We start from the raw sequence: 21,642 nt of genomic DNA, 5'->3' as shown, positions 1-21,642 counted from the left end.
CTCAACTCTCCTTATTATACAAAAAGGAGAAAAGGGCAGGCAACGACATTACGGTTTTTTTTCCGGGTTGTACGGGTTGATGTGAACCATGACATTGCGGACGCGCGGCAGCGTCAGCAGTTTTTCTTTCACTTTTTTTCCGATTCGGTGCCCCTCTTCGACCGTCAATCGCGGATCGACGGCGATTTTCAAATCGACGATGACGTAATGGCCGTGCTCGCGCGCATGCAGCTCATTGATTTGCCGCACATCGGGAACGGACAAGACCGCCTCGCGCAAATAGCCGGCCTCTTCTTCGTGAAGCACATGGTCGATCGCCGTATGGACCGACTGTCGGCCAAGGTCCCATGCCATTTTCAGAACAAGCAGCGAGACGAACAATCCGGCGAGCGGATCGGCGTATACAAGCCAGCCAATCTCCCATTTTCCACCGACAATGGCGGCGCCGACGCCGATGAGCGCAGCAAACGACGAAAACACATCCGATCGGTGCTCATAGGCGTTGATGATCAGCGCATCGCTGTTTAGCTTTTTCCCGAGCCGGTATTTATAGCGAAACATCGCCTCTTTGACGGCGATCGACAACAACAAGACGTAAATGGCGGCCGCCCCCGGCGGCGACAGTGGGGCGAAAAATGACAGAAACGATGAGCGCCCGATCTCAAGCCCAACAAGAAAGAGAAGAACCGCCACAATAATGGCGGCAATCGACTCCGCTTTTCCGTGCCCGTACGGATGATCCTCGTCCGGCGGACGCGCGGCAGCCCGCAGTCCAACCCAAACGGCGAACGAGCCGGCAACATCGGACGCCGAATGGGCGGCATCAGCGATCAACGCTTGGCTTTGGCTCCACACGCCGACCGCCGCCTTGACGGCAGCAAGCGCCATATTTCCAGCAATCCCGACGATCGCTGCCGTTTTCGCCTGCCTGAACCGCTGTTCGTGTTCCATGGCCATCTCCCCCACCTTTGCATTCAGCAGCCTCACGCGCTGCCTATATTGCATCTGACGGTTAGTGTATCCATTTTCCGCCCCGAGCATTGCACCGAACAAAAAGGCGCCGGAAAAGCACATTCACACTTTTCCGGCGCGCTGTTACACCTGTGGTTCGGCCTCGGCCGCCGCTTTTTTGGCTCCTTTCCCTTTTTTGAACTCCTGTCCCTTCCAAACGACCCAAAGCTGAGAAGCGATGCAAAGCGACGAATAGACGCCGCACACAAGTCCAACGAGCAAAGCGAGGTTGAAATTGCGGATCGCTTCGCTGCCAAAGATGAGCAACGCGATGACTGTAAACAAGACGGTCAATACGGTGTTGACCGAGCGCGTAAATGTTTGCTGCAACGCCCGGTTGACGATATGCTTCAAGTCGTCGACCGTTTTCACTTTCCGCTTTTTCATCAAATCCCGGATGCGGTCAAACGTGACGATCGTATCGTTGATCGAGTACCCGATGATCGTCAGCACCGCGGCGATGAATGTCAAATCGACTTCAAGACGCGTCAAGCTGAACACCGTGACAATGAAAAAGGCGTCATGCAACAGGGCGACGATCGCTGCCAACGCCATCCGCCACTCAAAGCGGATCGTCACGTAAAGAATGATGCCGATCGATGAAATAAGCACAGCGATGAGCGCATTGCGGGCAAGCTGCTTGCCGACGACCGGCGAGACGGTGCTGATGTTTGGTTCGTTGCCATACGCTTGCTTCAATTCGTTTTTCAACTTGGCAATTTCTTGCTTATCGAGCACGCCAATCAAGCGGACGACGCCTGTTTTCCCGTCCGTGCCGGACAGGACGACACCTTCCGGCTTGTAGCCGAGCCGCTCGAAATAACCGCTCAGTTCTTTGGCGTCAATCGGCTGGCTGCTCGTCACCTCAACGCGCGTGCCACTAGTGAAATCGATGCCAAGATTCAACCCCATCGCAAACAACGAGATGACGCCGGCGATCGTCAATGCGCCAGAGAAAACGAAAAACTTTTTGCTATGTTTGACAAAATCCCAGCGGTCAAATTTTGTCGGCACTTCCGTTTCCTCGGTCGTTTCGGCAATGTTTAAGATTTCCGATTTCTTGACGCCAAACCACTCTGGCTTTTTATCGAACCACCGGCTTGACACAAGCAGGCCGAGCAGCAGCCGCGTGCCGTAAACGGCAGTGAGAAAGCTGACGATGATGCTGATGATGAGCGTCGTCGCAAATCCTTTCACCGAGCTTGTCCCATAAATAAAGAGGACAGCGCCGGCGATGATCGTCGTAAGGTTGGCGTCAAAAATCGTCGCAAACGACCCGCGTTTGCCGGCGCGGAACGCCGACAGCATTGACTTGCCGAGCTTCAGCTCCTCTTTGATCCGTTCGTACGTAATAATGTTGGCATCGACCGCCATCCCAACCCCTAAAATAAGGGCAGCAATGCCCGGCAGCGTCATCACGACGTTCATCCAATCAAACAAAAGCAAAATCAAATAAATGTATACCGACAGCGTAATGACGGCGATGATCCCAGGAAGCCGGTAAAACCAAATCATGAACAAGAAGATCGCCGCCACGCCGATGATGCCGGCCAACACCGTTTTTTGCAGGGCGTTTTTCCCAAACTGAGCGCCGACGGACGTCGAATAAATTTCATGCAGCTCGACCGGCAGCGCGCCGGCATTGAGCAAATCAGCCAGCTGTTGCGCTTCTTTGACCGTAAAATTGCCGACGATCGACACATCCGTCTGATTGAACACTTGATTGACCGAAGCGGCGGAAATAAATTTCGGATCGGCTTTGCCCGCCTCTTTCCGGTAGGAGTCCACCCCTTCTTTAAAATCGAGCCAAATGACTAAAATGTTGTTGGGCGGCCCCATTTTATATACTTTTTCCGTCACTTGGCGGAACTTGTCGGCGTCTTTCAATTTCAGAGCGACGCTCGGTCGGCCGTTTTCATCAAACGACAGCTTTGCTCCGCCTTGGACGAGATCGCTCCCGTCCATGAGCACGTTGTCATTGACGTCGCGGAACGTCAATTTCGCCTGTGTGGACAAAATTTCGCGCGCCTCATTTTGGTCTTTCACCCCGGCGAGCTGGACGCGGATGCGGTTTCCTCCTTCAATGTCCACCCGCGGCTCGCTGACGCCAAGGACGTTGATCCGTTTATTCAGCGCGCTGACAGTGCTTTGCAGCGTCTCTTGGTCGATCTTATCGCCTTTTTTGGCCGGCTTCACTTCATACAGCACTTCAAAACCGCCTTGCAAGTCAAGGCCCAGTTTGATGTTATGTACAATTCCTCGAATCGTCGGCCCCATCACTCCAGCAAACAAAAGCAGGAGCAGAAAAAAGGCGACGATGCGGCTTCGTTTTACCATTCTCCTTAAGATCCTCCTTCAACTTGCTTCGGCGCCGTCCGCCGCAGCGCCAAGCAAAACATTGGCCTCGCCTTCCATTATGAAACAGCAGCCGGCAAGTGTCAATTTTCCACTATAACAATTCCTTTAAAACCCGCTTCAACTCATCATCGCCGGCCGCCTGTTGTTTATACGAACGCATCGTCAAAAATGTCATATACTCGCCCGCCGAAAGAGAGAAAATGTCGCTGACCAACTCATGCAGCCTTTTTTCCGCCGGCCGATGCTTCCACTTGCGGGAACATAAACATTCCCACAGCCCGTCCATCGTCACTTGCGTATAGCCGAGAAGACGAAACTCATCGCACTTCGACTCGAGCGCCGGCATGAGCTGTTCGCGCAGCTTCCGGCTTTCATCCATCCCCCATCCCCCCTCGTATCCATTGCCGCCTGCCAATGTTGTCATGCTTGGCCATGGGCCTTGCATATATTGTATAAAAGATGGAGGCATTTGAGAAGGCAGGGAGAGAAAATGTCTAAATTTTTACAAGGTACGGTCATTTTAATCGCCGCTGGCTTTATTACGAAAATTCTCGGTTTCATCAACCGAATCGTCGTCGCCCGCATGATCGGCGATGAAGGAGTCGGGCTGTACATGATGGCCGTGCCGACGCTCGTTTTGGCGATTACAGCGACGCAGATCGGGCTGCCGGTCGCCATTTCCAAACTCGTCGCCGAAGCAGAGGCGGCCGGCGACCGGCAGCAGGTCAAAAAAATCCTCGTCGTGTCGCTCACCACCACCGGCACCTTAAGCATCGTGCTTCTGCCGGCGTTGATCGCAGCTGCGCCATGGCTCTCCCGGACGATGTTCACCGACCCGCGCACGTACTATCCGCTTCTTGCCATCGCTCCAATTGTGCCGATCGTCGCCATCTCTTCGGTGCTGCGCGGCTACTTTCAAGGACGCCAGCAAATGAAACCGTACGCCTACTCGCTCTTGATGGAACAAATCGTCCGCATCAGCTTGATCGCCTTATGCACACAGCCGCTTTTGCCGTACGGCGTCGAGTATGCCGCCGCCGGCGCCATGGCGTCTTCTGTTCTCGGCGAGCTGGCAGCATTATTGTATTTGCTGTTTCTATTTAAGGTTAAAAAATCGATTCGTCTGCGGACAAAGTTTTTTCACTACGTCCAAGCCGGCAAAGAGACGTTCGTCCGCCTCATGCGCATCGCCCTGCCGACAACCGGCGGCCGTTTGATCGGCTCACTTTCTTGGTTTTTTGAACCAATCGTCGTCGCCAACAGCTTGGCATTGGCCGGCATCGCCGCCTCCACTGCCACGAGGCAATACGGACAGCTTGTCGGCTACGCGTTGCCATTGCTGACGTTGCCGTCGTTTATTACGTACGCGCTTTCGACCGCCCTGGTGCCGGCCATCAGCGAAGCAATGGCGCAACGCAAGCTGCTTTTGGTCGAATACCGAATCGCCCAGGCGATGCGCTTGTCGCTTGTCACCGGCGGCCTTTCCACCGTCGTTCTTTACTTGTTCGCCGAGCCGCTCATGCGCTGGATGTACGGCACAGGTGAAGCCGCGATCTTTATTCAAGTGATGGCGCCTTTTTTCTTATTGTATTATTTCCAAGGCCCGCTGCAGGCGGTCTTGCAAGGACTGGACTTGGCGAACGCCGCCATGACGAACAGCTTGATCGGAGCAGTGGTGAAGCTCGTGTGCATCTTCGTCCTTGCTTCCCGTCCAAGTTTAGGCATTATGGGCGCGGCGCTGGCGACTGCAGTCAGCACCGTTCTTGTGACGTTGCTTCACTTTGCCACGGTCGTCAAGGCGGTGTCTTTTTCCATCGATGCGCGCGAGTACATCAAAGCGCTTAGCGCCATCATCGCCGCGGGCGCAATCGGCTATGCGCTCTCCCGCCATCCGCTTTTGGCCGTGCCCGCACCGCTTTGGACGCTGCTTGCCATAGCCGCGACAGCCGTCCTATATGCCGCCTGCCTCGTTCTGTTCCGGCTCATCCGGCGCGAAGAGCTCGTCTACCTTCCGGGGCTGCACTGGCTGGCCGGCAAAAACAAGCGTAAATAAACGTCTAAACCTGTCCGGCGGTGAATATATTGTGGTAAAAAGCGTTTGGGCCAAGGAGGGATCGCGGTGTCACGGCTTGGCAGTGCACTGGTGTATGGAATCGCCACCATTTTTGTGTTGGCGGCGCTCGTCAGCTTCATTTTTTCGTTGTTGCTCAAATGGACGGACATTCACGAATCGTCGCTCACCTGGATCGTGTTTGCCGCCTCGGTTGTCTCGCTGTTTATCGGCGGCGTTGTCGCCGGGGGAAAAAGCCAAGAAAAAGGATGGCTCGCCGGCGGGCTGACCGGCCTCTTATTTACGGCGATCATCTTTTTGTTTCAATTTCTTGGCATGGAAAAATCGTTTACCGTCGAACAATGGCTGTACCACCTGACCTTTTTCGCCGCCGCTTCCTTAGGCGGCATCGTCGGGGTCAATTTGTCATCGTCGCGCTATGAACGGACGTAAAAACGACAAACCAGCGCAAAAGCAAAAGGTGTCCTCAAAGCAAACGGGACACCTTTTGTGATGGAGAGCGCGATGGTAAGAAACGAGATTGCGTCTCGCTCGCGCTTTTCGCACCGCCGTTCAAATCGGCGCTCAAGCTTAGACGCCGATGGCCGCGCTTTCGCTACACCTTGCTTTCCGCCACCACTTCTCTCACCGCGGAGCGGTCGAACGTCAGCCGCGTGCCGTCGCCGGCGCGAACGATGATTTTGTCCTCATCGACCGAGTCGATGATGCCGTGCAATCCACCGATCGTGATGATTTTATCGCCTTTTTTCAAATTCGCCTGCATTTGCTGGATGGCGCGCTGCCGTTTTTGCTGCGGACGGATGAGCAAAAAGTAGAAAATAATGAAAAACAGCACGATCGGCAGCAAGTTGGCGATCGTTGCGTTCATGCAATCCCCCTCCTTTCCAGCCGTTAAAAGTTTTTCGCGTTCGGCTTGTTGAAGCCGTAGCGTTCGAAAAATTCCTCGCGGAAATCGGCGAGTCGATCTTCGCGGATCGCTTGTCTCACCTGCTCCATCAATTTTATCAAAAAATAGACGTTATGGTAAGACGTGAGGCGAATGCCAAATGTTTCATCGCATTTGATGAGATGGCGGATGTACGCGCGCGTATAGTTCCGGCACGTGTAGCAGTCGCAGTTCGGGTCAAGCGGCGAAAAATCGCGGGCGTACTGGGCGTTTTTAATGACGACCCGCCCTTCGCTCGTCATCACCGTCCCGTTGCGGCCGATGCGCGTCGGCAAGACGCAGTCGAACATGTCGATGCCGCGGATCGCCCCGTCAATGAGCGAATCCGGCGAACCGACGCCCATTAAATAGCGGGGCTTGTCCGCCGGCAGAAGCGGCGTCGTAAACTCAAGCACCCGGTTCATGACGTCTTTCGGCTCGCCGACCGACAGCCCGCCGACCGCATAGCCCGGGAAATCGAGCGACACTAAATCGCGAGCGCTCTGCCGGCGCAACTCCTCATACTCGCCGCCTTGGACGATGCCAAACAGCCCTTGCTCATTCGGGCGACGGTGCGCTTTCAGGCATCGTTCGGCCCAACGGCTCGTCCGCTCGATGGACTGTTTCATGTATTCATACGTCGCCGGATACGGCGGGCACTCATCAAACGCCATGATGATGTCGGCGCCAAGCGCATTTTGAATTTCGACTGCTTTTTCCGGCGATAAAAACAGCTTATCGCCGTTTAAATGGTTGCGGAAATAGACGCCTTCTTCCTCGATGCGGCGGAATTCGCTTAAGCTAAACACTTGAAAGCCGCCGGAGTCGGTCAAAATGCCGCGATCCCAATTCATAAACGCATGCAGCCCGCCCGCTTCCGCGACAATGTCATGCCCGGGGCGCAGCCAAAGATGATACGTGTTGCTTAAAATGACGCCGGCCCCCATTTGTTTCAGCTCTTCCGGCGACAGCGTCTTGACCGTGGCGAGCGTCCCAACCGGCATAAACATCGGCGTTTCAAACGAGCCGTGCGGCGTATGGAGGATGCCGAGGCGCGCGCCCGTCTGCCGGCACGTTTTAATCAGTTCAAAGCGAATCGGTGTCGTCAACGTGCTCGTCTCCTTTCTCAAATGATGAGCATCGCATCGCCGAAGCTGAAAAAGCGATACCGCTCTTTCACCGCCACTTCATACGCGTGCAAAATATTTTCGCGCCCGGCGAGCGCACTCACGAGCATGATGAGCGTCGATTTCGGCAGGTGGAAGTTCGTCACCAGCCCATCAATCCCTTTGAACTCATAGCCCGGATAGATGAAAATGTCGGTCCAGCCGCTTTCTGCAGCAAATCGGCCGTTATGTTTGCCCGCGATCGTCTCGAGCGTCCGTGTCGACGTCGTGCCGACGGCGATGATGCGGCCGCCCTGCTCCCGAACGCGGTTTAACGTCTCGGCCGTTTCCTCGCTCATTTGGTAAAACTCGGCGTGCATATCGTGCTTCTCGACTTCGTCCACTTGCACCGGCCGAAATGTGCCAAGCCCGACATGAAGGGTGATGAAGACGATATGCACCCCTTTTTCACGAATGGCGTCAAGCAGCTCTTCGGTGAAATGCAAACCGGCGGTCGGCGCCGCCGCCGAACCAATTTCACGGGCGTACACCGTCTGATACCGTTCCGGGTCGTCAAGCTTTTCTTTAATGTACGGGGGCAGCGGCATCTCTCCAAGTTCGGCCAACACTTCATAAAACAGGCCGTCATACGAAAACTCAAGCACTCGCCCGCCGTGTTCCAGCGTATCGAGGCAGACGGCTTCAAGCTTCCCCTCGCCAAAGGTGAGTTTCGTTCCTGGCTTGACTCGTTTTCCCGGCTTGACGAGCGTCTCCCAACGGTCACCGTCCAATTGCTTTAACAGCAGCACTTCGACCGTTCCGCCCGTTTCCTCTTTTTCGCCGTAAAGCCGCGCCGGCATGACGCGCGTATCGTTTAAAACGAGGCAGTCGCCCGGATTCAAGTACGAAATAATGTTGCGAAACATTTCATGGCGAATGGCGCCCGTTCGTTTATCGAGCACCATGAGCCTTGATGCCGCCCGGTCTGGAAGCGGCGTTTGCGCAATCAACTCTTCCGGCAAACGAAAATCAAACAAATCGACTTTCATGCAGTTCTCCTTCCTTCAGCGAAATCGTCCGAGCACGTAAAAAATCAACGATAACACAACGCTCAGCAAGATGGATGTCACAACGGGAAAATAAAACGTCATATTCCCTTTGCGGATTACAATATCCCCAGGCAAGCGGCCGAGTTTGACAAACTGCATAACAAACCCGACAATAATGAGCACAACGCCGATCGTCATGATCAACTTCGGCAGACTGTTCACCGCTTCGGCACCTCCATTCCGAAATGCGCATACGCCGCCGGCGTCACCACGCGCCCGCGCGGCGTACGCTGCAAGAGACCGATCTGCATCAAGTACGGCTCATATACTTCTTCAATCGTTTGTGCTTCTTCGCCGATGACGGCCGCCAGCGTTTCGAGCCCGACCGGGCCTCCGGCGAATTTTTCAATCATCGCTGAAAGCAGCTTATGGTCGATCTGGTCGAGCCCGAGCCGGTCGACTTGCAGCCGCTCGAGCGCCTCGACAGCAAGCGGCAGCGTAATCCCCCCATCTCCGCGCACTTGCGCGAAATCGCGGACGCGCCGGAGCAAACGGTTGGCGATGCGCGGCGTGCCGCGCGCCCGACGGGCAAGCTCAAACGCCGCTTCGCGCTCGATGCCGATTTGCAAGATGGCTGCCGCCCGCTCAATGATTTGGGCCAGTTGGTCGATGTGATAGTATTCGAGCCGGCTGATGACACCAAACCGGTCGCGAAGCGGCGCCGACAGCGCCCCGGCTCTCGTCGTCGCTCCGACGAGCGTAAACGGCGGCAAGTCGAGGCGGAGCGTGCGCGCATCCGGCCCTTTGCCAATCGCGATATCCAAACAATAATCTTCCATCGCCGGATAGAGCACCTCTTCCACCGCCCGCGGCAGCCGGTGGATCTCATCAATAAAAAGCACATCCCCCGGCTCAAGCGAAGCGAGAAGCGCCGCCAAATCTCCCGGCCGCTCGAGCGCCGGCCCGGACGTCGCGCGCAGCTTGACGCCCATTTCATTGGCAATGATCACGGCGAGCGTCGTTTTCCCAAGCCCCGGCGGTCCATACAGCAACACATGGTCGAGCGTCTCTTCGCGCAGCTTGGCCGCTTCAATGAACACTTTTAAGTTTTCTTTGATCTTATCTTGCCCGATATACTCATGCAAATATTGCGGGCGCAAGCTTGGCTCAAACGCCGCCTCTTCCCCTAAAGCCGCGCCGGATACAAGCCGTTCCTCCACGGTCATCCCTCCCTAAAGCTGCCCGTTATTTCAACAGCAGCGCCAGCGCCCGCTTCACATACTGTTCCGTCGACATCGCTTCTTCGCGGAGCGCCGGAATGATTTTCTCGATCTCCCGTTCAGCGTAGCCGAGCGCCTTGAGCGCCGCCACCGCCTCGGCGAGCGCGCCGGAAAGCGGTGCGGCCGAACGTGCAGCCGCCGGCGCCGCAAGCGACCCGAGCTTCCCTTTTAAATCCAAAATCATTTGTCGGGCCGTCTTTTTGCCCACGCCTGGAAACTTGCATAAAAACGCCTCGTTTTCTTCCTCGATGGCCCGCGCCAGTTCATCCGGACGCCCGGCCGCCAAAATGGCGAGGCCGCCTTTCGGCCCGATGCCCGACACTTGCAGCAGCTTGGCGAACAAGTTGCGCTCCTCGCGCGTTGGGAACCCGTACAGGGCGCGCACATCTTCACGCACATATTCGTATGTATAGACGGTCACCGCCGCCTCACGGCTTTCCTGAAACGCAAACGGGTTCGGCGTAAAGATCTCGTAGCCGATGCCGTTATGGTCGATGACGATATATTCCGGGCAAACGTAATCGACATACCCGCGGATGAACTCGATCAACGGATGCTCCTCTCCTTTTTTTCGTCCTTTCATTGTATCATATGATTCCATTATAGCAAAAAGAAATCCCGCGATGCGCTTTGCACCACGGGCCTTTATTTCGGCTTATTGAACGACCGCAAAATGGCGGTACATTTCGATCACTTGTTCATACCGTTCTTTCGAGAGGACGCGAATTCCTTGCTTCAACTTCTTCTGCTGGCGGCTTTCGAGCTTTTGCACATCGATTTGGAAAAACGACTGAATGATTTTGCTCGACCGGCCGGGCTTGCCGTTGAAAATAGACAACGTGCCATCGTCCGTAATTCCGAAGTAGCCGTTTGTTTTTAACAGCGGTGAAATGTCGTTGATTGTTTTGCGAAACACGATCGTCTGGTCATCAAGCGTCACAAGTTGCCAATCGCGATATTTTTTCCATATTTCTGTCATCGAATCGATTGTTTCTATGACTTTCTCTTCGCTCATCTCTCCGTCCAAGTATTGCCGCTCGAGCACAATCGTCATCTTGACCGGCGCGGCGGATGCCGAATGAACCGGCAGCGCGATGGCGGCGATCCACAGCATGAGGGAAAGAATTCGCATCGTTTGTTCCTCTCTTCTCGGATGATGGTTCCTTTACGCCACTAGTTTCACCAGCGGACGCCATTTTATTCATGCTCCATCAACTTTTTTGCAAGGCAAGCTGCCGTCGGTCCAAAAAGTGGGGCGGGGATTCGAGCCAACGGCGCTCGATCATCATATTCCATTATGTTCCACGACCTTCGAACGTATGTACAAAAAATCCGCCGGCTTCGCCGACGGACGTCGCTACTCCTCAAGCACCGATTCGTCCAAATTATGGTGCACTTCTTGGACGTCATCATCATCTTCAAGCGTATCGATCAACTTCAGCATTTTTTTCAAATCGTCGCCCTCAAGCGTCGTATACGTTTGCGGAATCATCGTAATTTCCGCGCTGGCAAACGTGAATCCTTGCTGTTCCAGCTCGTCTTTCACCGTTTCAAACGATTCGGGCGCTGTATAAATTTCGAACGATTCGTCCGTTGTTTCCATCTCCTCGGCGCCCGCTTCAATGGCCAAAAGCAGCAATTCATCCTCATCAACGTTGTGCTGTTCGCGATCAATCACGAGCAGCCCTTTGCGCTCGAACAAATAGGAGACGCAGCCCGTTTCCCCTAAATTGCCGCCGTTTTTCGAAAACGCCGCACGCACGTTGGCAGCGGTGCGGTTTTTATTATCCGTCAGGCAAACGACCATGACAGCAACGCCGCCTGGTCCATATCCTTCGTAGCGAATTTCCTCATAGTTGGTATGTTCTTGGGTTCCAGTTGCTTTTTTAATCGCCCGTTCAATGTTTTCGCTCGGCATGTTGGCCGCTTTCGCCTTCTCAATGACAAGGCGCAGGCTCGGATTGGACGCTGGATCGCCTCCGCCGCTTTTGGCGGCCACATAAATTTCCTTCGCCAGTTTCATGAACAGTTTGCCGCGTTTGGCATCTTGAGCATTTTTCCGCCGTTGGATATTTTTCCACTTCGAATGTCCAGCCATCGACAGTTCTCCTCTCATCGCAACGGAATGTTCCGACTATTACTATAGCAAAAAACGCGGAAATTGTCAGCCAAGCTCCAGCGAAGGAGCAGCCATGAAAAAAGGCGCCCCGCTTTTTTTGGGACGCCTTTTTCGTTTGTCACCGAGTGTTTTCCGGCCGTTCTTGAATCGTGCCATCGATAAAAATGGTGCGCAAATCACGGCGGATTTCTTCCATATTGATTGGAGTCCCGCGTCGAAGCGCATTGTCAATCGTGCGGATGCGTTGGTACATGCTCGGATTCGAGGTGACGCGCACCCGCTTGCCGTCCGCGTACGGAGCGACCGCTTGCTCGACACGCTTCTCAAGTTGCTCGGGATGACGGTCGTCTGTGGCAATCGCGATGAGCGCCTGATCGCCATACACAACCGCGCGGGCATCGTCGACTCCGTTCACCGCTGCGGCGCGGCGGGAGAGCTTCTCAGCCAAACCGCCGGCATAGCTTCGGTAGTACGACGGGTGCGGATCGACGTTTAGCGAGTGCAAATGCCCATGGTAGTTGTAATCGCTGTCACCGAAATCGACGTCGGGCGGAAGAGCCGGAACGTCCGTGTCAAACCGGGTCGCTGCTGGTCCTCCGAGGCGGCCGCCGTCCGCCAAATAATCGGTGACTGGACCGCGGCGCGCCCATATATAACGGTTGTCATAATTGAGCGCATTCGTCCCGTATCGGCCATAGCGGAAATCGTCGCCTCGCTCCGTCGAGTAAAAACCGATCGGTCTCGCCGCATCATGATAACGCTGCGCCCCTTCCTCATTCGCACGGTAGTTGGTGCATGAGGCAAGCAAGCCGGCGACCGACAACGCGCCGATCCATCTGACCGCGTATCTCAATGGAAAACCCCCCTTGGTTTCCTTCGCCCAAGGCTGGCATGAAGCCAGCCTTACGTTTAGCTTGCGGCAAACGCGGGGGGTTTATCGCTGCCAGTTCAACCCAACGAGGTGACGGCTAAAACTTCGGCGGCGCAATCGCCAACTGCCGTTTATGATGCGAACGTTCATGAAGCCGTTCAATAATGTTTCGATCGCGTTCTGGAATATCTTCCCCTTTTAAATATTTATCGATCATTTCATACGTCGTGCCCATTTCGCTTTCATCCGTCTGCCCTTCCCACAGTCCGGCGCTTGGAGCTTTCTTGATAATTTCTTCCGGGACGCCGAGCAGACGGCCCATTTCACGCACTTCGCCTTTTGTAAAGTGAATGAGCGGCACTAAATCGACTCCGCCGTCACCGTATTTCGTAAAGTAGCCCGTATGCCATTCGGCGGCGTTGTCCGTACCGACGACGAGATAGCCGTAATTGTTGGCGACCGCATACAACGTCGTCATGCGCAAACGCGCCCTTGTATTCGCATCGCCGAGGCGCGCGCGCTCTTCCTTCCACTCCCCGATGGCTTTCAGCTCGGCCTCGACCGCGCCAAACAACGTCCGGTGCGCCTCAGTCAAATCGATGACCAAATGCCGGATGCCGCAGCTTTTCACCACTTTCAGCGCATCTTCCATATCTTTCGGATTGCTTTTGCACGGCATGATCAGCCCCAGCGAATCGTCCGGAAAGGCGCGCTTAATTAAATGGGCGACAACCGCCGAGTCGATGCCGCCGCTGATGCCGACGACCGCCCCGTTTAAACCGGCTGATGAGACTTGGTCACGCAACCATTGCACGAGTTTGTCAATTTTTTCTTGCATCCGTCCTCGACTCCTTTTCCAAAGATTCTATTCTTCATTGTAGCATAGCATAAAGGCGGCGGACAAACCGTTCTCTCCGCTTGCGATCAAACACAAGGGGGCGGCGGCGCGCGGCGGCTGACCGCCATTCGCGAAGCACATCAGCCGGAAATAAGAGCGCATGCAAAAACCAGCGTTTTTCCAACCAACAGCGAAGCGGAGCGAAACGGGCGAGTGTTGAATATGACCAACCGATATACGGCAAGAGGCGATTGGCGTATTGGCAATAGTCAAGCCCAGGCGAGGCAAGAGCGGCCGCGTCATAGTCGATGAGATGCATCTGGCCGGTTGCGGTGCGCAAAAAATTATGGGAGGCGACATCACCATGAATGATGGCAGCAGAATCCGCCGTCAACTCTGGAGCATGCTCGCGACACGTTGATAGACAGTAATCCGCCCAGCTCAGCGTAAATAAAATGTCTTCTTTGTCCATGATCGTTTCAACAACAGGCAAATGTCGGCAAAACTCCTCATAGCGGCGCCGCCATTTGTCATACAGCTGCGCACGCGGCAGCCCCATCGCCTCCTGCTCGCTGCTGGCGATGTTTGCCGTTGCTGTATGGTAACGTTCGAGCAAACGAAGTCCATCGGCGGCGTCAGCCCAAGCGGCAAACGAGATTGGACGCGCTCCGGCCACATATTCCGTCAGCAGCCAATAGCATCCGCCGGCTTCAACCACTCCGCCGCGCCCGATCGGCATAGGAGCCGGCGCGGCAAAAAAACCGGCCTTCCTTAATGCGGCAAGAAGCCAGGCGTGCCGCGCGGCCGCAACAGGAAAGCGATACGCCTTGGCGACAAACATTCCTTGCCGGGCGACAATGGCTAAGACATGTGGTTTCAATGCCACAACTTGTTGAATAACAAGCCGATATTGGCGGTCAAGAAGAAAAAAGAGACGGCCGGCGGCGTCTCTTTTCACTTGGCTATTGTTCCTCGCCATGCCCGCTCTCCTCATCCGGCGGTTCGCTAAACAAACGGGGGCCGGCAACCGGCGGGGCGGATGATGGCGGGTAGGATGGCGGCGCGTATCCCGCTGGACTTGTCGGATAAACGACGCCTGGCCACGGAAGCGGCGGCGCTGACTGCGGCGCATATCCGGATGGAGCCGGCAGGGCGTACCCTCCGTAGTACGGGGTCGGCGCATAAGCCGGCGCATACCCAAAAGGCGGATAGCCGACAGGCGAGGGGTACGCCGCAGGCGGCGCATAAACTGGCGTTGCAGCACCGGGCGGTGGGAAAACGCCCCCCGCCGACGGGACAAACGGGGCGGCAGCCCCAGGCCCAGAAAACGGCGGTTCTAATGATTCGCTGCTGCTTTCGCTAATGCCGGGAAACGGCGCTGAACCGTTTTCCGGACTTTCGCCGCTTTTCTCAACGGCCGACGGCGCAGACGATGGCAAATAGAACGGCGGCATGACCGGAAGCGGCGGCGTGTAAAATCCGTTCCCCGGCCAAACCGGCGGCACTGGCGCACATCCTTGCTCAATTCCAAATGTTGGGGCCGTCGGCGGGGCGACAGGAACATATGGAATGTTCGGCAACGGCGGCGCGTCTTCGCTCTCAGCCGCCGATTCCCCTTTCCATTCAGCTGGGCTCTCATTGTCCTCCTCTTTCATCATGTTGGGCAAAATATTGCTCGGCTTCGGCGGAATGGGCGGCACATTGGCCAGCGATTGAGCGAACGAAAGCTGAGGAGGCGGGGCCACCGGCGGAATCGTATGCACAAGCGGCGGCACAGAGGCGCCTTTCGCTTTTGCCCCTTCTTTTGCCTCCGCTTTCGGCGTTTTTGGCGCTTCTTGTGCCGCTGCTTTTGGCGCTTTTTTCTCGACAGCCTTTGACGTTTCGTTCATCGCCGCTTTCGGCGCCTCACCCGCTGGTGCCTTTGGCGCTTCATTGATGGGCGCATTCGGCGTTTCATTCACTGATACATTTGGCGTTTCATTCACTGATACATTTGGCGTTTCGTTCACCGGCACGTTCGGCGCTTCATTCACTGGCACATTCTCCGCCTTCTTCTCCGGCGCTTTCGGTGTTTCCTTTACGACTGCTTTGGGCGTTTTCTTTACCGCTACTTTCGGCGCCTCACCCGCCGGTTCGTTTACCGCTGCCTCGCCTTCCGGAGCATTGTCAAGCTCGGCATCAATGTGGAATGAGACGAACGGTTTCGCCTCCGCGTACGGGTGCTCTTTTACGTGCATTTTTTTGGGTGACACAGGCGCCTTCGTCTCTTTTTTGACCGGCACCCCTGCTGTCGGCACTTTGATTTTCATTCCAGGCATAATCATATTCGGGTCGCTCAAATGCCCATTTATTTTTTTCAATTGTTCAAAATCCACTCCATATTTTTGGGCGATTTTCCAAAGGGTGTCGCCCTTTTGGACAATATGGATTTTCACTCCGTTCCCCTCCTAAACCGAGACTGTTTACGCTCGATCAAACCGATGCTTGTTTCCCGTTATCGTCTTTCAACACAATGTATGACGATGATCGTTGATTTATGATAAAAAAATCCCTGACCAAACGAGGATCCCTCCTCGTCAAGCCAGGGAAAAAGCTAGGCAAGCGAAAGCATGCGGTCGAGCGCCTCTTTTGCCTCTGCGGCGATGTCTTTCGGAACGGTGATGCGGTTGACGACCACCCCTTGTTCCAACGATTCGAGCGCCCAGACGAAATGCGGTAAATCAATTCGATTCATCGTTAAACACGGGCACATATATGGATTGAGAGAAACAATTTCTTTGTCTGGATGTTCGTGCTTCAGCCGGTTCACCAAATTCATTTCCGTTCCAATCGCCCACTGGGTGCCGGGTGGAGCATTGCGGATCGTTTCAATAATGTATTTTGTCGAACCGGCGTAGTCTGCTTGCTGGACGACCTCCCAGCTGCATTCCGGATGGACGATGACATGGATTCCAGGCTTCATCCGTCGAATATGCTCGATTTGCCGCACGGTGAAGTTTTCATGCACGGAGCAATGTCCTTTCCAAAGAATGACTTTCACCTTGTCGAGATCGTCCGCCCCTTGGAGCGTCTCCTCATGCGGATCCCACACCGCCATCTCGTCAAGACGGATGCCGAGCGCATAGGCCGTATTTCTCCCTAAATGCTGATCCGGCAAAAAGAAAATTCGTTCATTCCGTGAAAGCGCCCAAGCCATCATCTTTTCCGCGTTCGACGAGGTGACGGTCGCTCCGCCATGGCGTCCGACAAACGCTTTAATCGCCGCGGTCGAATTGACGTACACAAGCGGCACGATCGTCTCGCCAAACCGCTCAATAAGCGCCGCCCATGCCCGTTCGACTTGGAAAATATCAGCCATATCAGCCATCGAACAACCGGCGCGCAAATCCGGCAAAATGACCGCTTGATGGTCGCTCGTTAAAATATCAGCGGTTTCCGCCATAAAATGGACGCCGCAAAACACAATATATTCCGCATCGCTGTTTTTCGCCGCGAGCTGGGCAAGCTGAAGCGAATCGCCGGTCGCATCGGCGAACTGAATGACCTCATCCTTTTGGTAGTGATGGCCCGGAATGAAAAGGCGCCTGCCGAACCGTTCTTTCACCGCGCGGGCGCGTGCTTCGAGCTCGCTTCGTTCCATCGTTTTATACCGTTCCGGCATCTCATCCAGCCGTTTCAACTGTTCAAGGACGTTCACGGTTCTCCCCTCCATTATCGCAAATTGAAACTCATATCGAGCGCTGGGGCGGAATGGGTTAAACATCCGAGCGAAATGTAGTCGACTCCGGTCGCGCCGTACGCCGCCACATTGGCGAGCGTAATTCCCCCCGACGCTTCCGTGATGATCGGCTTTGGCACAAGCCGGACGAACGCCCGCACCTCATCCGGCGTCCGGTTGTCAAACATAATGACATCCGCCCCGGCTTCGACCGCCTCGAGAACTTCGTCTTCCGTTTCGGTCTCTACTTCGATTTTCACCATATGCCCAAGCCGCTCCCGCACCATTTTGACGGCGCGGGCGATCGATCCGCAAAAGGCGATATGGTTGTCTTTAATCATGACACCATCGTACAAGCCAAAGCGGTGATTGTAGCCGCCGCCGCATGTGACGGCATATTTTTCAAGCATGCGCAGCCCCGGCGTCGTTTTCCGCGTGTCGCAAATGCGTGTGGAGCTATTGCCAAGCAAGTCAACGGCCTGTCGCGTCACGGTGGCAATGCCGCTTAACCGCTGCAGCAAGTTTAAAATGACGCGCTCACCGGACAACAGCGGCCCGACCGGTCCGGATGCGACGGCGATCGTTTCGCCGGCTTGGACCCGTTCGCCGTCCTGTTTCATGATGGTTACTTCGATGCGCGGATCCAGCAGATGATAGCCCGCCGCAATAATGCCGACGCCGGCTACCACCCCGTCCGCTTTAGCCATAAACATGCCTGATGCCCGTTCATGAGCCGGAAAAATCGTCTCGCTCGTCACATCGCCGTCGCCAATATCTTCAAGAAAAAACTGTCGCAACAGTTGTTCGAGCTTCAACCGATTCATCTTTCATCCCCCCGTTTTCTTTGCCGCTTTACCTCCCAGCCCCAAGGCGGGCCCACTCTTCTTTCGTCCGCACGAGGCGCCGCCCCCGCCACTTTGGGCGTTCACACGGAAAATCGCTCCGGTAATGGCCGCCGCGGCTTTCCGTGCGCCCAAGCGCTGATGAAGCGACAAGCCAGCCCACTAGCAGCATATATCCTGTTTCAATCTCCTCTGCCGACAATCGTTCAAGGTCGCCATCCAGCCAATCCGGCAACGAAAACTGTTCCAACCAGCCGACCACTTTTCGAAGACGATCGCCGTCGCGGACGATGCCGACAAACGTTGACAGCTGTTCGCAGAGCAACGCCCGCTCGGGCAGCCGTGGTACAATCAAACGACGCGGGCTGGATGAATCCGCTCGGTGCGCCGTTTCCGGCCACGCCGCCTGACGGCGGATGGCGCAGGCCGCACGGAATCCAAAGACGATCGCTTCAAGCAATGAGTTGCTCGCGAGCCGGTTGGCGCCGTGCACACCGGTGCACGCCGCTTCCCCGACGGCGTACAAGCCCGGCACCGTCGTCTGCCCCCACTCGTTGACGACAACGCCGCCCATTAAAAAATGGGCGCCCGGCGCGACAGGAAGGCGGCCGGCTTCAAGGTCGACGCCATAGGCCTCACATAGCGCAGCGATCGTCGGAAAGCGGCGGCGAAAATGAGAAACGCGGGAAATATTCAAATACACGCGGCCGCCGCGATCGAGTTCCGCCGCGATCGCTCGAGCGACGATGTCGCGCGGGGCGAGATCGCGAAGCGGATGGACGCCGTCCATCAACGGTCTTCCGTCTTCCGCCTCAAGCACCGCCCCTTCGCCGCGCACCGCTTCCGAGACGAGCCCGACCGCTTTTCCGCCGGCAATGAGCATCGTCGGATGAAATTGGATAAACTCCATATCCGTCACCGCCGCACCGGCGCGGTACGCCATGGCAATGCCGTCGCCAGTCGCCGTCGGCGCATTGGAAGTGAACGTATACAATCCGGCGCATCCACCGGTCGCCAACACGACGGCCGACGCCGGCCAAATGGACACCGAACCGTCTTCCCGCTTCGTTTTCACCCCGACGCAACGCCCCTCTTCCACAAGCAAATCGATCACTTGCTCTCCTTCCTCCATCCATACGCGTCCCTCGAGCCGCTCAAGCAAAAACGAAACGAGTGCTTTGCCCGTTTGATCGCCGCCCGCGTGCAAAACCCGGCGGTGGCTATGCCCGCCTTCAAGGCCGAAACAAAACCGACCGCGTTCGTCCCGATCAAACGCCATGCCGGCGTTGATCCATTCTTGCAGCCGCCTCGGCCCTTCGCGGACGAGCCGCTCGACCATTCGCTCATCGTTATGAAAGCAGCCGGCGACCATCGTATCGCGAAAATGAGCGCGCCAATCGTCGCTCTCTGCCAGCGCCGCGGCCACCCCTCCTTGCGCCCGCCATGAATTGCTGTCGGTGCGGCGTTTTTTCGTGAATATCATCACATGGTCGAACTCAGATAAATGATACGCGACTGTTAACGCCGCCAGCCCGCTTCCGACGATAATCACGCCACCTTCCTTCACTCCCGGACGCCCCTTTCTTTTCATGTGTCTTGACATCTATATTTACACATATTTAAACTAATGGCAAGAGGTTTGGCGAAAAAATGATGCAAAGGCGGGGGAATATGATTTATTTGGATTACGCGGCCACGACGCCAATGTGCCAAGAGGCGATCGCCGCTTACGCTGAAGCGGCGTCCGTTTACTTTGGCAACGAAAGCAGCTTGCATGACATCGGAACGAAAGCGAAACAACTGCTTGCCTTATGCCGGCGCGAGCTCGCCGCCATGATTAACGGAGAAGCGGAAGGGATTTATTTCACAAGCGGCGGAACAGAAGCGAACGTGCTCGCGATCCGTTCGTTAGCTGCCGCCTACCGGCATAAGGGAAACCACCTAATCACGACCGAAATCGAGCATGCCTCGCTCCATCACCTGTTCAAACAGCTGGAAACAGAAGGATATACGGTCACGTATTTGCCCGTCGACCGATTCGGGCGCATTCGACTTGCCGATTTGGAGCGGGCGATCACGCCGAAGACGATCCTTGCTTCCATCCAGCACGCCAACTCGGAAATTGGCACGATTCAGCCGCTTGCCGACATCGGCCGCCTCCTGCGGGCGCACGGCGTCCTTTTTCATAGCGACTGCGTGCAAACTTTTGCTAAAATACAGCTAGATGTTCAAGAGATAGGACTGGACAGCCTATCCGTTTCCGCCCATAAAGTGTACGGTCCCAAAGGGGTCGGCGCTGTGTACATCAACCCGCGCCGGCATTGGAAGCCGGTATTCCCAGGAGCGACGCACGAATCAGGCTTTCGGCCGGGAACGGTCAACGTACCGGGTATTGCCGCCTTCATTACGGCCGCGCAGCAACTCCATCGACGAATGGCGGACGAACAGTCGCGTTTGGAACGACTGCGGAATCGGTTGCTTCACGCCATCGCCGCCAAACAGCTGCCGGTGACGGTGGAAGGCCATCCCGATTTCCGTCTTGCCCATATTATCGGTTTGTCCGTCGCTGGGTACGAAGGGCAGCTTGTGATGCTTGAATGCAACCGCGCCGGCATCGCCATTTCCACCGGCAGCGCCTGCCAAGTCGGGCTGCAGGCGCCGTCGCGGACGATGCTCGCCGTCGGGAAAACGCCTGAAGAAGCGAAGCAATTCATCCGCGTCTCATTGGGCGCGGCCACGACCGAAGCGGAGATCGACCAGTTCGTTTCCACATTGGAGCGACTTACATCGGCATGAAAGGAGGAATGGCGGGTGAAAGAGGAAAAGAAAATTTTAGGGGAAAGGCGGCGCCAGCTCATTTTGCAATGGTTGAAAGAAAGCGAAGCGCCGCTCACGGGGGCTGAGCTGGCAGCGAAAACGAACGTCAGCCGCCAAGTGATCGTCCAAGACATTTCACTGTTAAAGGCGCGCAACGAACCAATCATCGCCACAAGCCAAGGCTATTTGTATTTAAAGCCGGCTGAACCGGCCAAAACGTACACGAGGACGGTCGCCTGCTTCCATACGCCAGAACAGACGAAAGAAGAGTTGTATTTGCTCGTGGATTGCGGCGTGACGGTCAAGGACGTCAAAATCGAGCATCCGGTCTACGGCGATTTAACCGCCTCGATCATGGTGAGCAACCGTCTGGAAGTCGACCAATTCATCGCCAAAATCGAGGCGACAAAATCGTCGTATTTGTTGCAGCTGACAGACGGAACCCATTTGCATACGTTGGAAGCCGATTCACCAGTGAAGCTTGACGCCGCCTGCCGCGCCTTGAAACAAGCCGGCTTCCTCATCGAAGCGTAAACTGGACCTGGCCGAACATCGGTTCATTCCCTGCGGAATACTGCGCGGCGGGCCATCTATATAGATGCCATTTGAAGCTTTCACATTTGCAGCTTTTACCGAG

22 protein-coding genes are annotated in these 21,642 nt (G+C 55.7%); 4 read left to right on the top strand and 18 right to left on the bottom strand.

The window, feature by feature from the left end; all coding sequences use genetic code 11:
* Positions 1–48: 48 nt before the first annotated feature.
* The 3 genes from LG52_RS02475 to LG52_RS02465 all read right to left on the bottom strand — a co-directional run bounded on the left by LG52_RS02475 (position 49) and on the right by LG52_RS02465 (position 3,748).
* Entirely contained in the window at positions 49–957 is a 909-nt protein-coding gene (locus LG52_RS02475) for a cation diffusion facilitator family transporter (protein ID WP_082055765.1), read from the bottom strand.
* A 138-nt stretch (positions 958–1,095) separates the two neighbouring features.
* Positions 1,096–3,348 carry a protein translocase subunit SecDF gene (gene secDF, locus LG52_RS02470; protein WP_044730726.1) on the bottom strand — a complete coding sequence of 751 codons (2,253 nt, stop codon included), beginning with the start codon at positions 3,346–3,348 and terminating at the stop codon, positions 1,096–1,098.
* Positions 3,349–3,460: 112 nt separating this feature from the next.
* On the bottom strand, positions 3,461–3,748 hold the full coding sequence (locus tag LG52_RS02465; RefSeq protein WP_044730725.1) for a post-transcriptional regulator: 288 nt from the start codon (positions 3,746–3,748) through the stop codon (positions 3,461–3,463).
* 111 nt (positions 3,749–3,859) lie between these two features.
* Here LG52_RS02465 and spoVB point away from each other — a divergent pair, with 111 nt between their 5' ends.
* Both spoVB and LG52_RS02455 read left to right on the top strand, forming a co-directional pair.
* A complete protein-coding gene (gene spoVB / locus LG52_RS02460) occupies positions 3,860–5,422 on the top strand; it encodes a stage V sporulation protein B (RefSeq protein WP_044730724.1) in 1,563 nt (520 codons plus the stop codon).
* A 66-nt stretch (positions 5,423–5,488) separates the two neighbouring features.
* The gene (locus LG52_RS02455) at positions 5,489–5,872 is read left to right on the top strand and encodes a TIGR04086 family membrane protein (protein ID WP_044730723.1); all 384 of its coding nucleotides are present in this window, start codon (positions 5,489–5,491) and stop codon (positions 5,870–5,872) included.
* A 163-nt stretch (positions 5,873–6,035) separates the two neighbouring features.
* Here the strand turns inward: LG52_RS02455 and yajC are convergent, their stop codons facing one another.
* The 15 genes from yajC to nadB form a co-directional block, all read right to left on the bottom strand.
* The gene (gene yajC, locus LG52_RS02450; protein ID WP_044730722.1) at positions 6,036–6,308 is read right to left on the bottom strand and encodes a preprotein translocase subunit YajC; all 273 of its coding nucleotides are present in this window, start codon (positions 6,306–6,308) and stop codon (positions 6,036–6,038) included.
* A gap of 23 nt (positions 6,309–6,331) precedes the next feature.
* Positions 6,332–7,474, bottom strand: coding sequence for a tRNA guanosine(34) transglycosylase Tgt (tgt, locus tag LG52_RS02445; RefSeq protein ID WP_044730721.1), 1,143 nt, complete (start codon positions 7,472–7,474; stop codon positions 6,332–6,334).
* A 17-nt stretch (positions 7,475–7,491) separates the two neighbouring features.
* On the bottom strand, positions 7,492–8,520 hold the full coding sequence (queA, locus tag LG52_RS02440; protein WP_044730720.1) for a tRNA preQ1(34) S-adenosylmethionine ribosyltransferase-isomerase QueA: 1,029 nt from the start codon (positions 8,518–8,520) through the stop codon (positions 7,492–7,494).
* 15 nt (positions 8,521–8,535) lie between these two features.
* Positions 8,536–8,742, bottom strand: coding sequence for a DUF2905 domain-containing protein (locus LG52_RS02435; RefSeq protein WP_013524224.1), 207 nt, complete (start codon positions 8,740–8,742; stop codon positions 8,536–8,538).
* Entirely contained in the window at positions 8,739–9,740 is a 1,002-nt protein-coding gene (gene ruvB / locus LG52_RS02430) for a Holliday junction branch migration DNA helicase RuvB (RefSeq protein ID WP_044730719.1), read from the bottom strand. Before ruvB ends, LG52_RS02435 begins: the two co-directional genes overlap by 4 nt.
* 25 nt (positions 9,741–9,765) lie before the next feature.
* Positions 9,766–10,350, bottom strand: coding sequence for a Holliday junction branch migration protein RuvA (gene ruvA / locus LG52_RS02425; RefSeq protein WP_044733054.1), 585 nt, complete (start codon positions 10,348–10,350; stop codon positions 9,766–9,768).
* Between the two features lie 105 nt (positions 10,351–10,455).
* Positions 10,456–10,932: an intercompartmental signaling factor BofC gene (locus LG52_RS02420; protein WP_044730718.1), complete on the bottom strand. Its 477-nt coding sequence runs from the start codon at positions 10,930–10,932 to the stop codon at positions 10,456–10,458.
* A gap of 225 nt (positions 10,933–11,157) precedes the next feature.
* Positions 11,158–11,898 (bottom strand): YebC/PmpR family DNA-binding transcriptional regulator, encoded by a 741-nt coding sequence (locus LG52_RS02415; RefSeq protein WP_044730717.1) that lies wholly within the window; start codon positions 11,896–11,898, stop codon positions 11,158–11,160.
* A gap of 139 nt (positions 11,899–12,037) precedes the next feature.
* Complete coding sequence (locus LG52_RS02410) at positions 12,038–12,772, bottom strand: YhcN/YlaJ family sporulation lipoprotein (RefSeq protein WP_044730716.1); 735 nt, start codon at positions 12,770–12,772, stop codon at positions 12,038–12,040.
* Between the two features lie 115 nt (positions 12,773–12,887).
* Positions 12,888–13,628: an NAD(+) synthase gene (gene nadE / locus LG52_RS02405; protein ID WP_044730715.1), complete on the bottom strand. Its 741-nt coding sequence runs from the start codon at positions 13,626–13,628 to the stop codon at positions 12,888–12,890.
* A 34-nt stretch (positions 13,629–13,662) separates the two neighbouring features.
* Positions 13,663–14,607 (bottom strand): phosphotransferase, encoded by a 945-nt coding sequence (locus tag LG52_RS02400; protein ID WP_044730714.1) that lies wholly within the window; start codon positions 14,605–14,607, stop codon positions 13,663–13,665.
* Positions 14,591–16,063, bottom strand: a complete 1,473-nt coding sequence (gene safA, locus LG52_RS02395) for a SafA/ExsA family spore coat assembly protein (protein WP_044730713.1) — start codon at positions 16,061–16,063, stop codon at positions 14,591–14,593. Before safA ends, LG52_RS02400 begins: the two co-directional genes overlap by 17 nt.
* Positions 16,064–16,221: 158 nt before the next feature.
* On the bottom strand, positions 16,222–17,325 hold the full coding sequence (gene nadA / locus LG52_RS02390) for a quinolinate synthase NadA (protein WP_044730712.1): 1,104 nt from the start codon (positions 17,323–17,325) through the stop codon (positions 16,222–16,224).
* A gap of 14 nt (positions 17,326–17,339) precedes the next feature.
* Positions 17,340–18,170 carry a carboxylating nicotinate-nucleotide diphosphorylase gene (gene nadC, locus LG52_RS02385; protein ID WP_044730711.1) on the bottom strand — a complete coding sequence of 277 codons (831 nt, stop codon included), beginning with the start codon at positions 18,168–18,170 and terminating at the stop codon, positions 17,340–17,342.
* A gap of 28 nt (positions 18,171–18,198) precedes the next feature.
* The gene (gene nadB, locus LG52_RS02380; protein WP_197071952.1) at positions 18,199–19,791 is read right to left on the bottom strand and encodes an L-aspartate oxidase; all 1,593 of its coding nucleotides are present in this window, start codon (positions 19,789–19,791) and stop codon (positions 18,199–18,201) included.
* 68 nt (positions 19,792–19,859) lie between these two features.
* Between nadB and LG52_RS02375 the strand changes: the two genes are divergently transcribed.
* On the top strand, positions 19,860–20,984 hold the full coding sequence (locus LG52_RS02375; RefSeq protein ID WP_044730709.1) for an IscS subfamily cysteine desulfurase: 1,125 nt from the start codon (positions 19,860–19,862) through the stop codon (positions 20,982–20,984).
* Between the two features lie 15 nt (positions 20,985–20,999).
* The gene (locus tag LG52_RS02370) at positions 21,000–21,539 is read left to right on the top strand and encodes a transcription repressor NadR (protein ID WP_013144620.1); all 540 of its coding nucleotides are present in this window, start codon (positions 21,000–21,002) and stop codon (positions 21,537–21,539) included.
* Positions 21,540–21,642: the final 103 nt, after the last annotated feature.

This window comes from Geobacillus kaustophilus (genome assembly GCF_000948285.1).
Taxonomy (GTDB): Bacteria; Bacillota; Bacilli; order Bacillales; family Anoxybacillaceae; genus Geobacillus; species Geobacillus thermoleovorans_A.
This window is presented reverse-complemented; position numbering and strand designations above follow the sequence as displayed.

Coding starts and splice junctions, on each gene's coding strand:
- queA (WP_044730720.1), bottom strand. CDS start 8,520: ATGAAAGTCGATTTGTTTGATTTTCGTTTGCCGGAAGAGTTGATTGCG.
- nadC (WP_044730711.1), bottom strand. CDS start 18,170: ATGAATCGGTTGAAGCTCGAACAACTGTTGCGACAGTTTTTTCTTGAA.
- secDF (WP_044730726.1), bottom strand. CDS start 3,348: ATGGTAAAACGAAGCCGCATCGTCGCCTTTTTTCTGCTCCTGCTTTTG.
- LG52_RS02475 (WP_082055765.1), bottom strand. CDS start 957: ATGGCCATGGAACACGAACAGCGGTTCAGGCAGGCGAAAACGGCAGCG.
- LG52_RS02420 (WP_044730718.1), bottom strand. CDS start 10,932: ATGCGAATTCTTTCCCTCATGCTGTGGATCGCCGCCATCGCGCTGCCG.
- yajC (WP_044730722.1), bottom strand. CDS start 6,308: ATGAACGCAACGATCGCCAACTTGCTGCCGATCGTGCTGTTTTTCATT.
- spoVB (WP_044730724.1), top strand. CDS start 3,860: ATGTCTAAATTTTTACAAGGTACGGTCATTTTAATCGCCGCTGGCTTT.
- LG52_RS02400 (WP_044730714.1), bottom strand. CDS start 14,607: ATGGCGAGGAACAATAGCCAAGTGAAAAGAGACGCCGCCGGCCGTCTC.
- nadE (WP_044730715.1), bottom strand. CDS start 13,628: ATGCAAGAAAAAATTGACAAACTCGTGCAATGGTTGCGTGACCAAGTC.
- LG52_RS02465 (WP_044730725.1), bottom strand. CDS start 3,748: ATGGATGAAAGCCGGAAGCTGCGCGAACAGCTCATGCCGGCGCTCGAG.
- LG52_RS02375 (WP_044730709.1), top strand. CDS start 19,860: ATGATTTATTTGGATTACGCGGCCACGACGCCAATGTGCCAAGAGGCG.
- nadB (WP_197071952.1), bottom strand. CDS start 19,791: ATGTCAAGACACATGAAAAGAAAGGGGCGTCCGGGAGTGAAGGAAGGT.
- LG52_RS02415 (WP_044730717.1), bottom strand. CDS start 11,898: ATGGCTGGACATTCGAAGTGGAAAAATATCCAACGGCGGAAAAATGCT.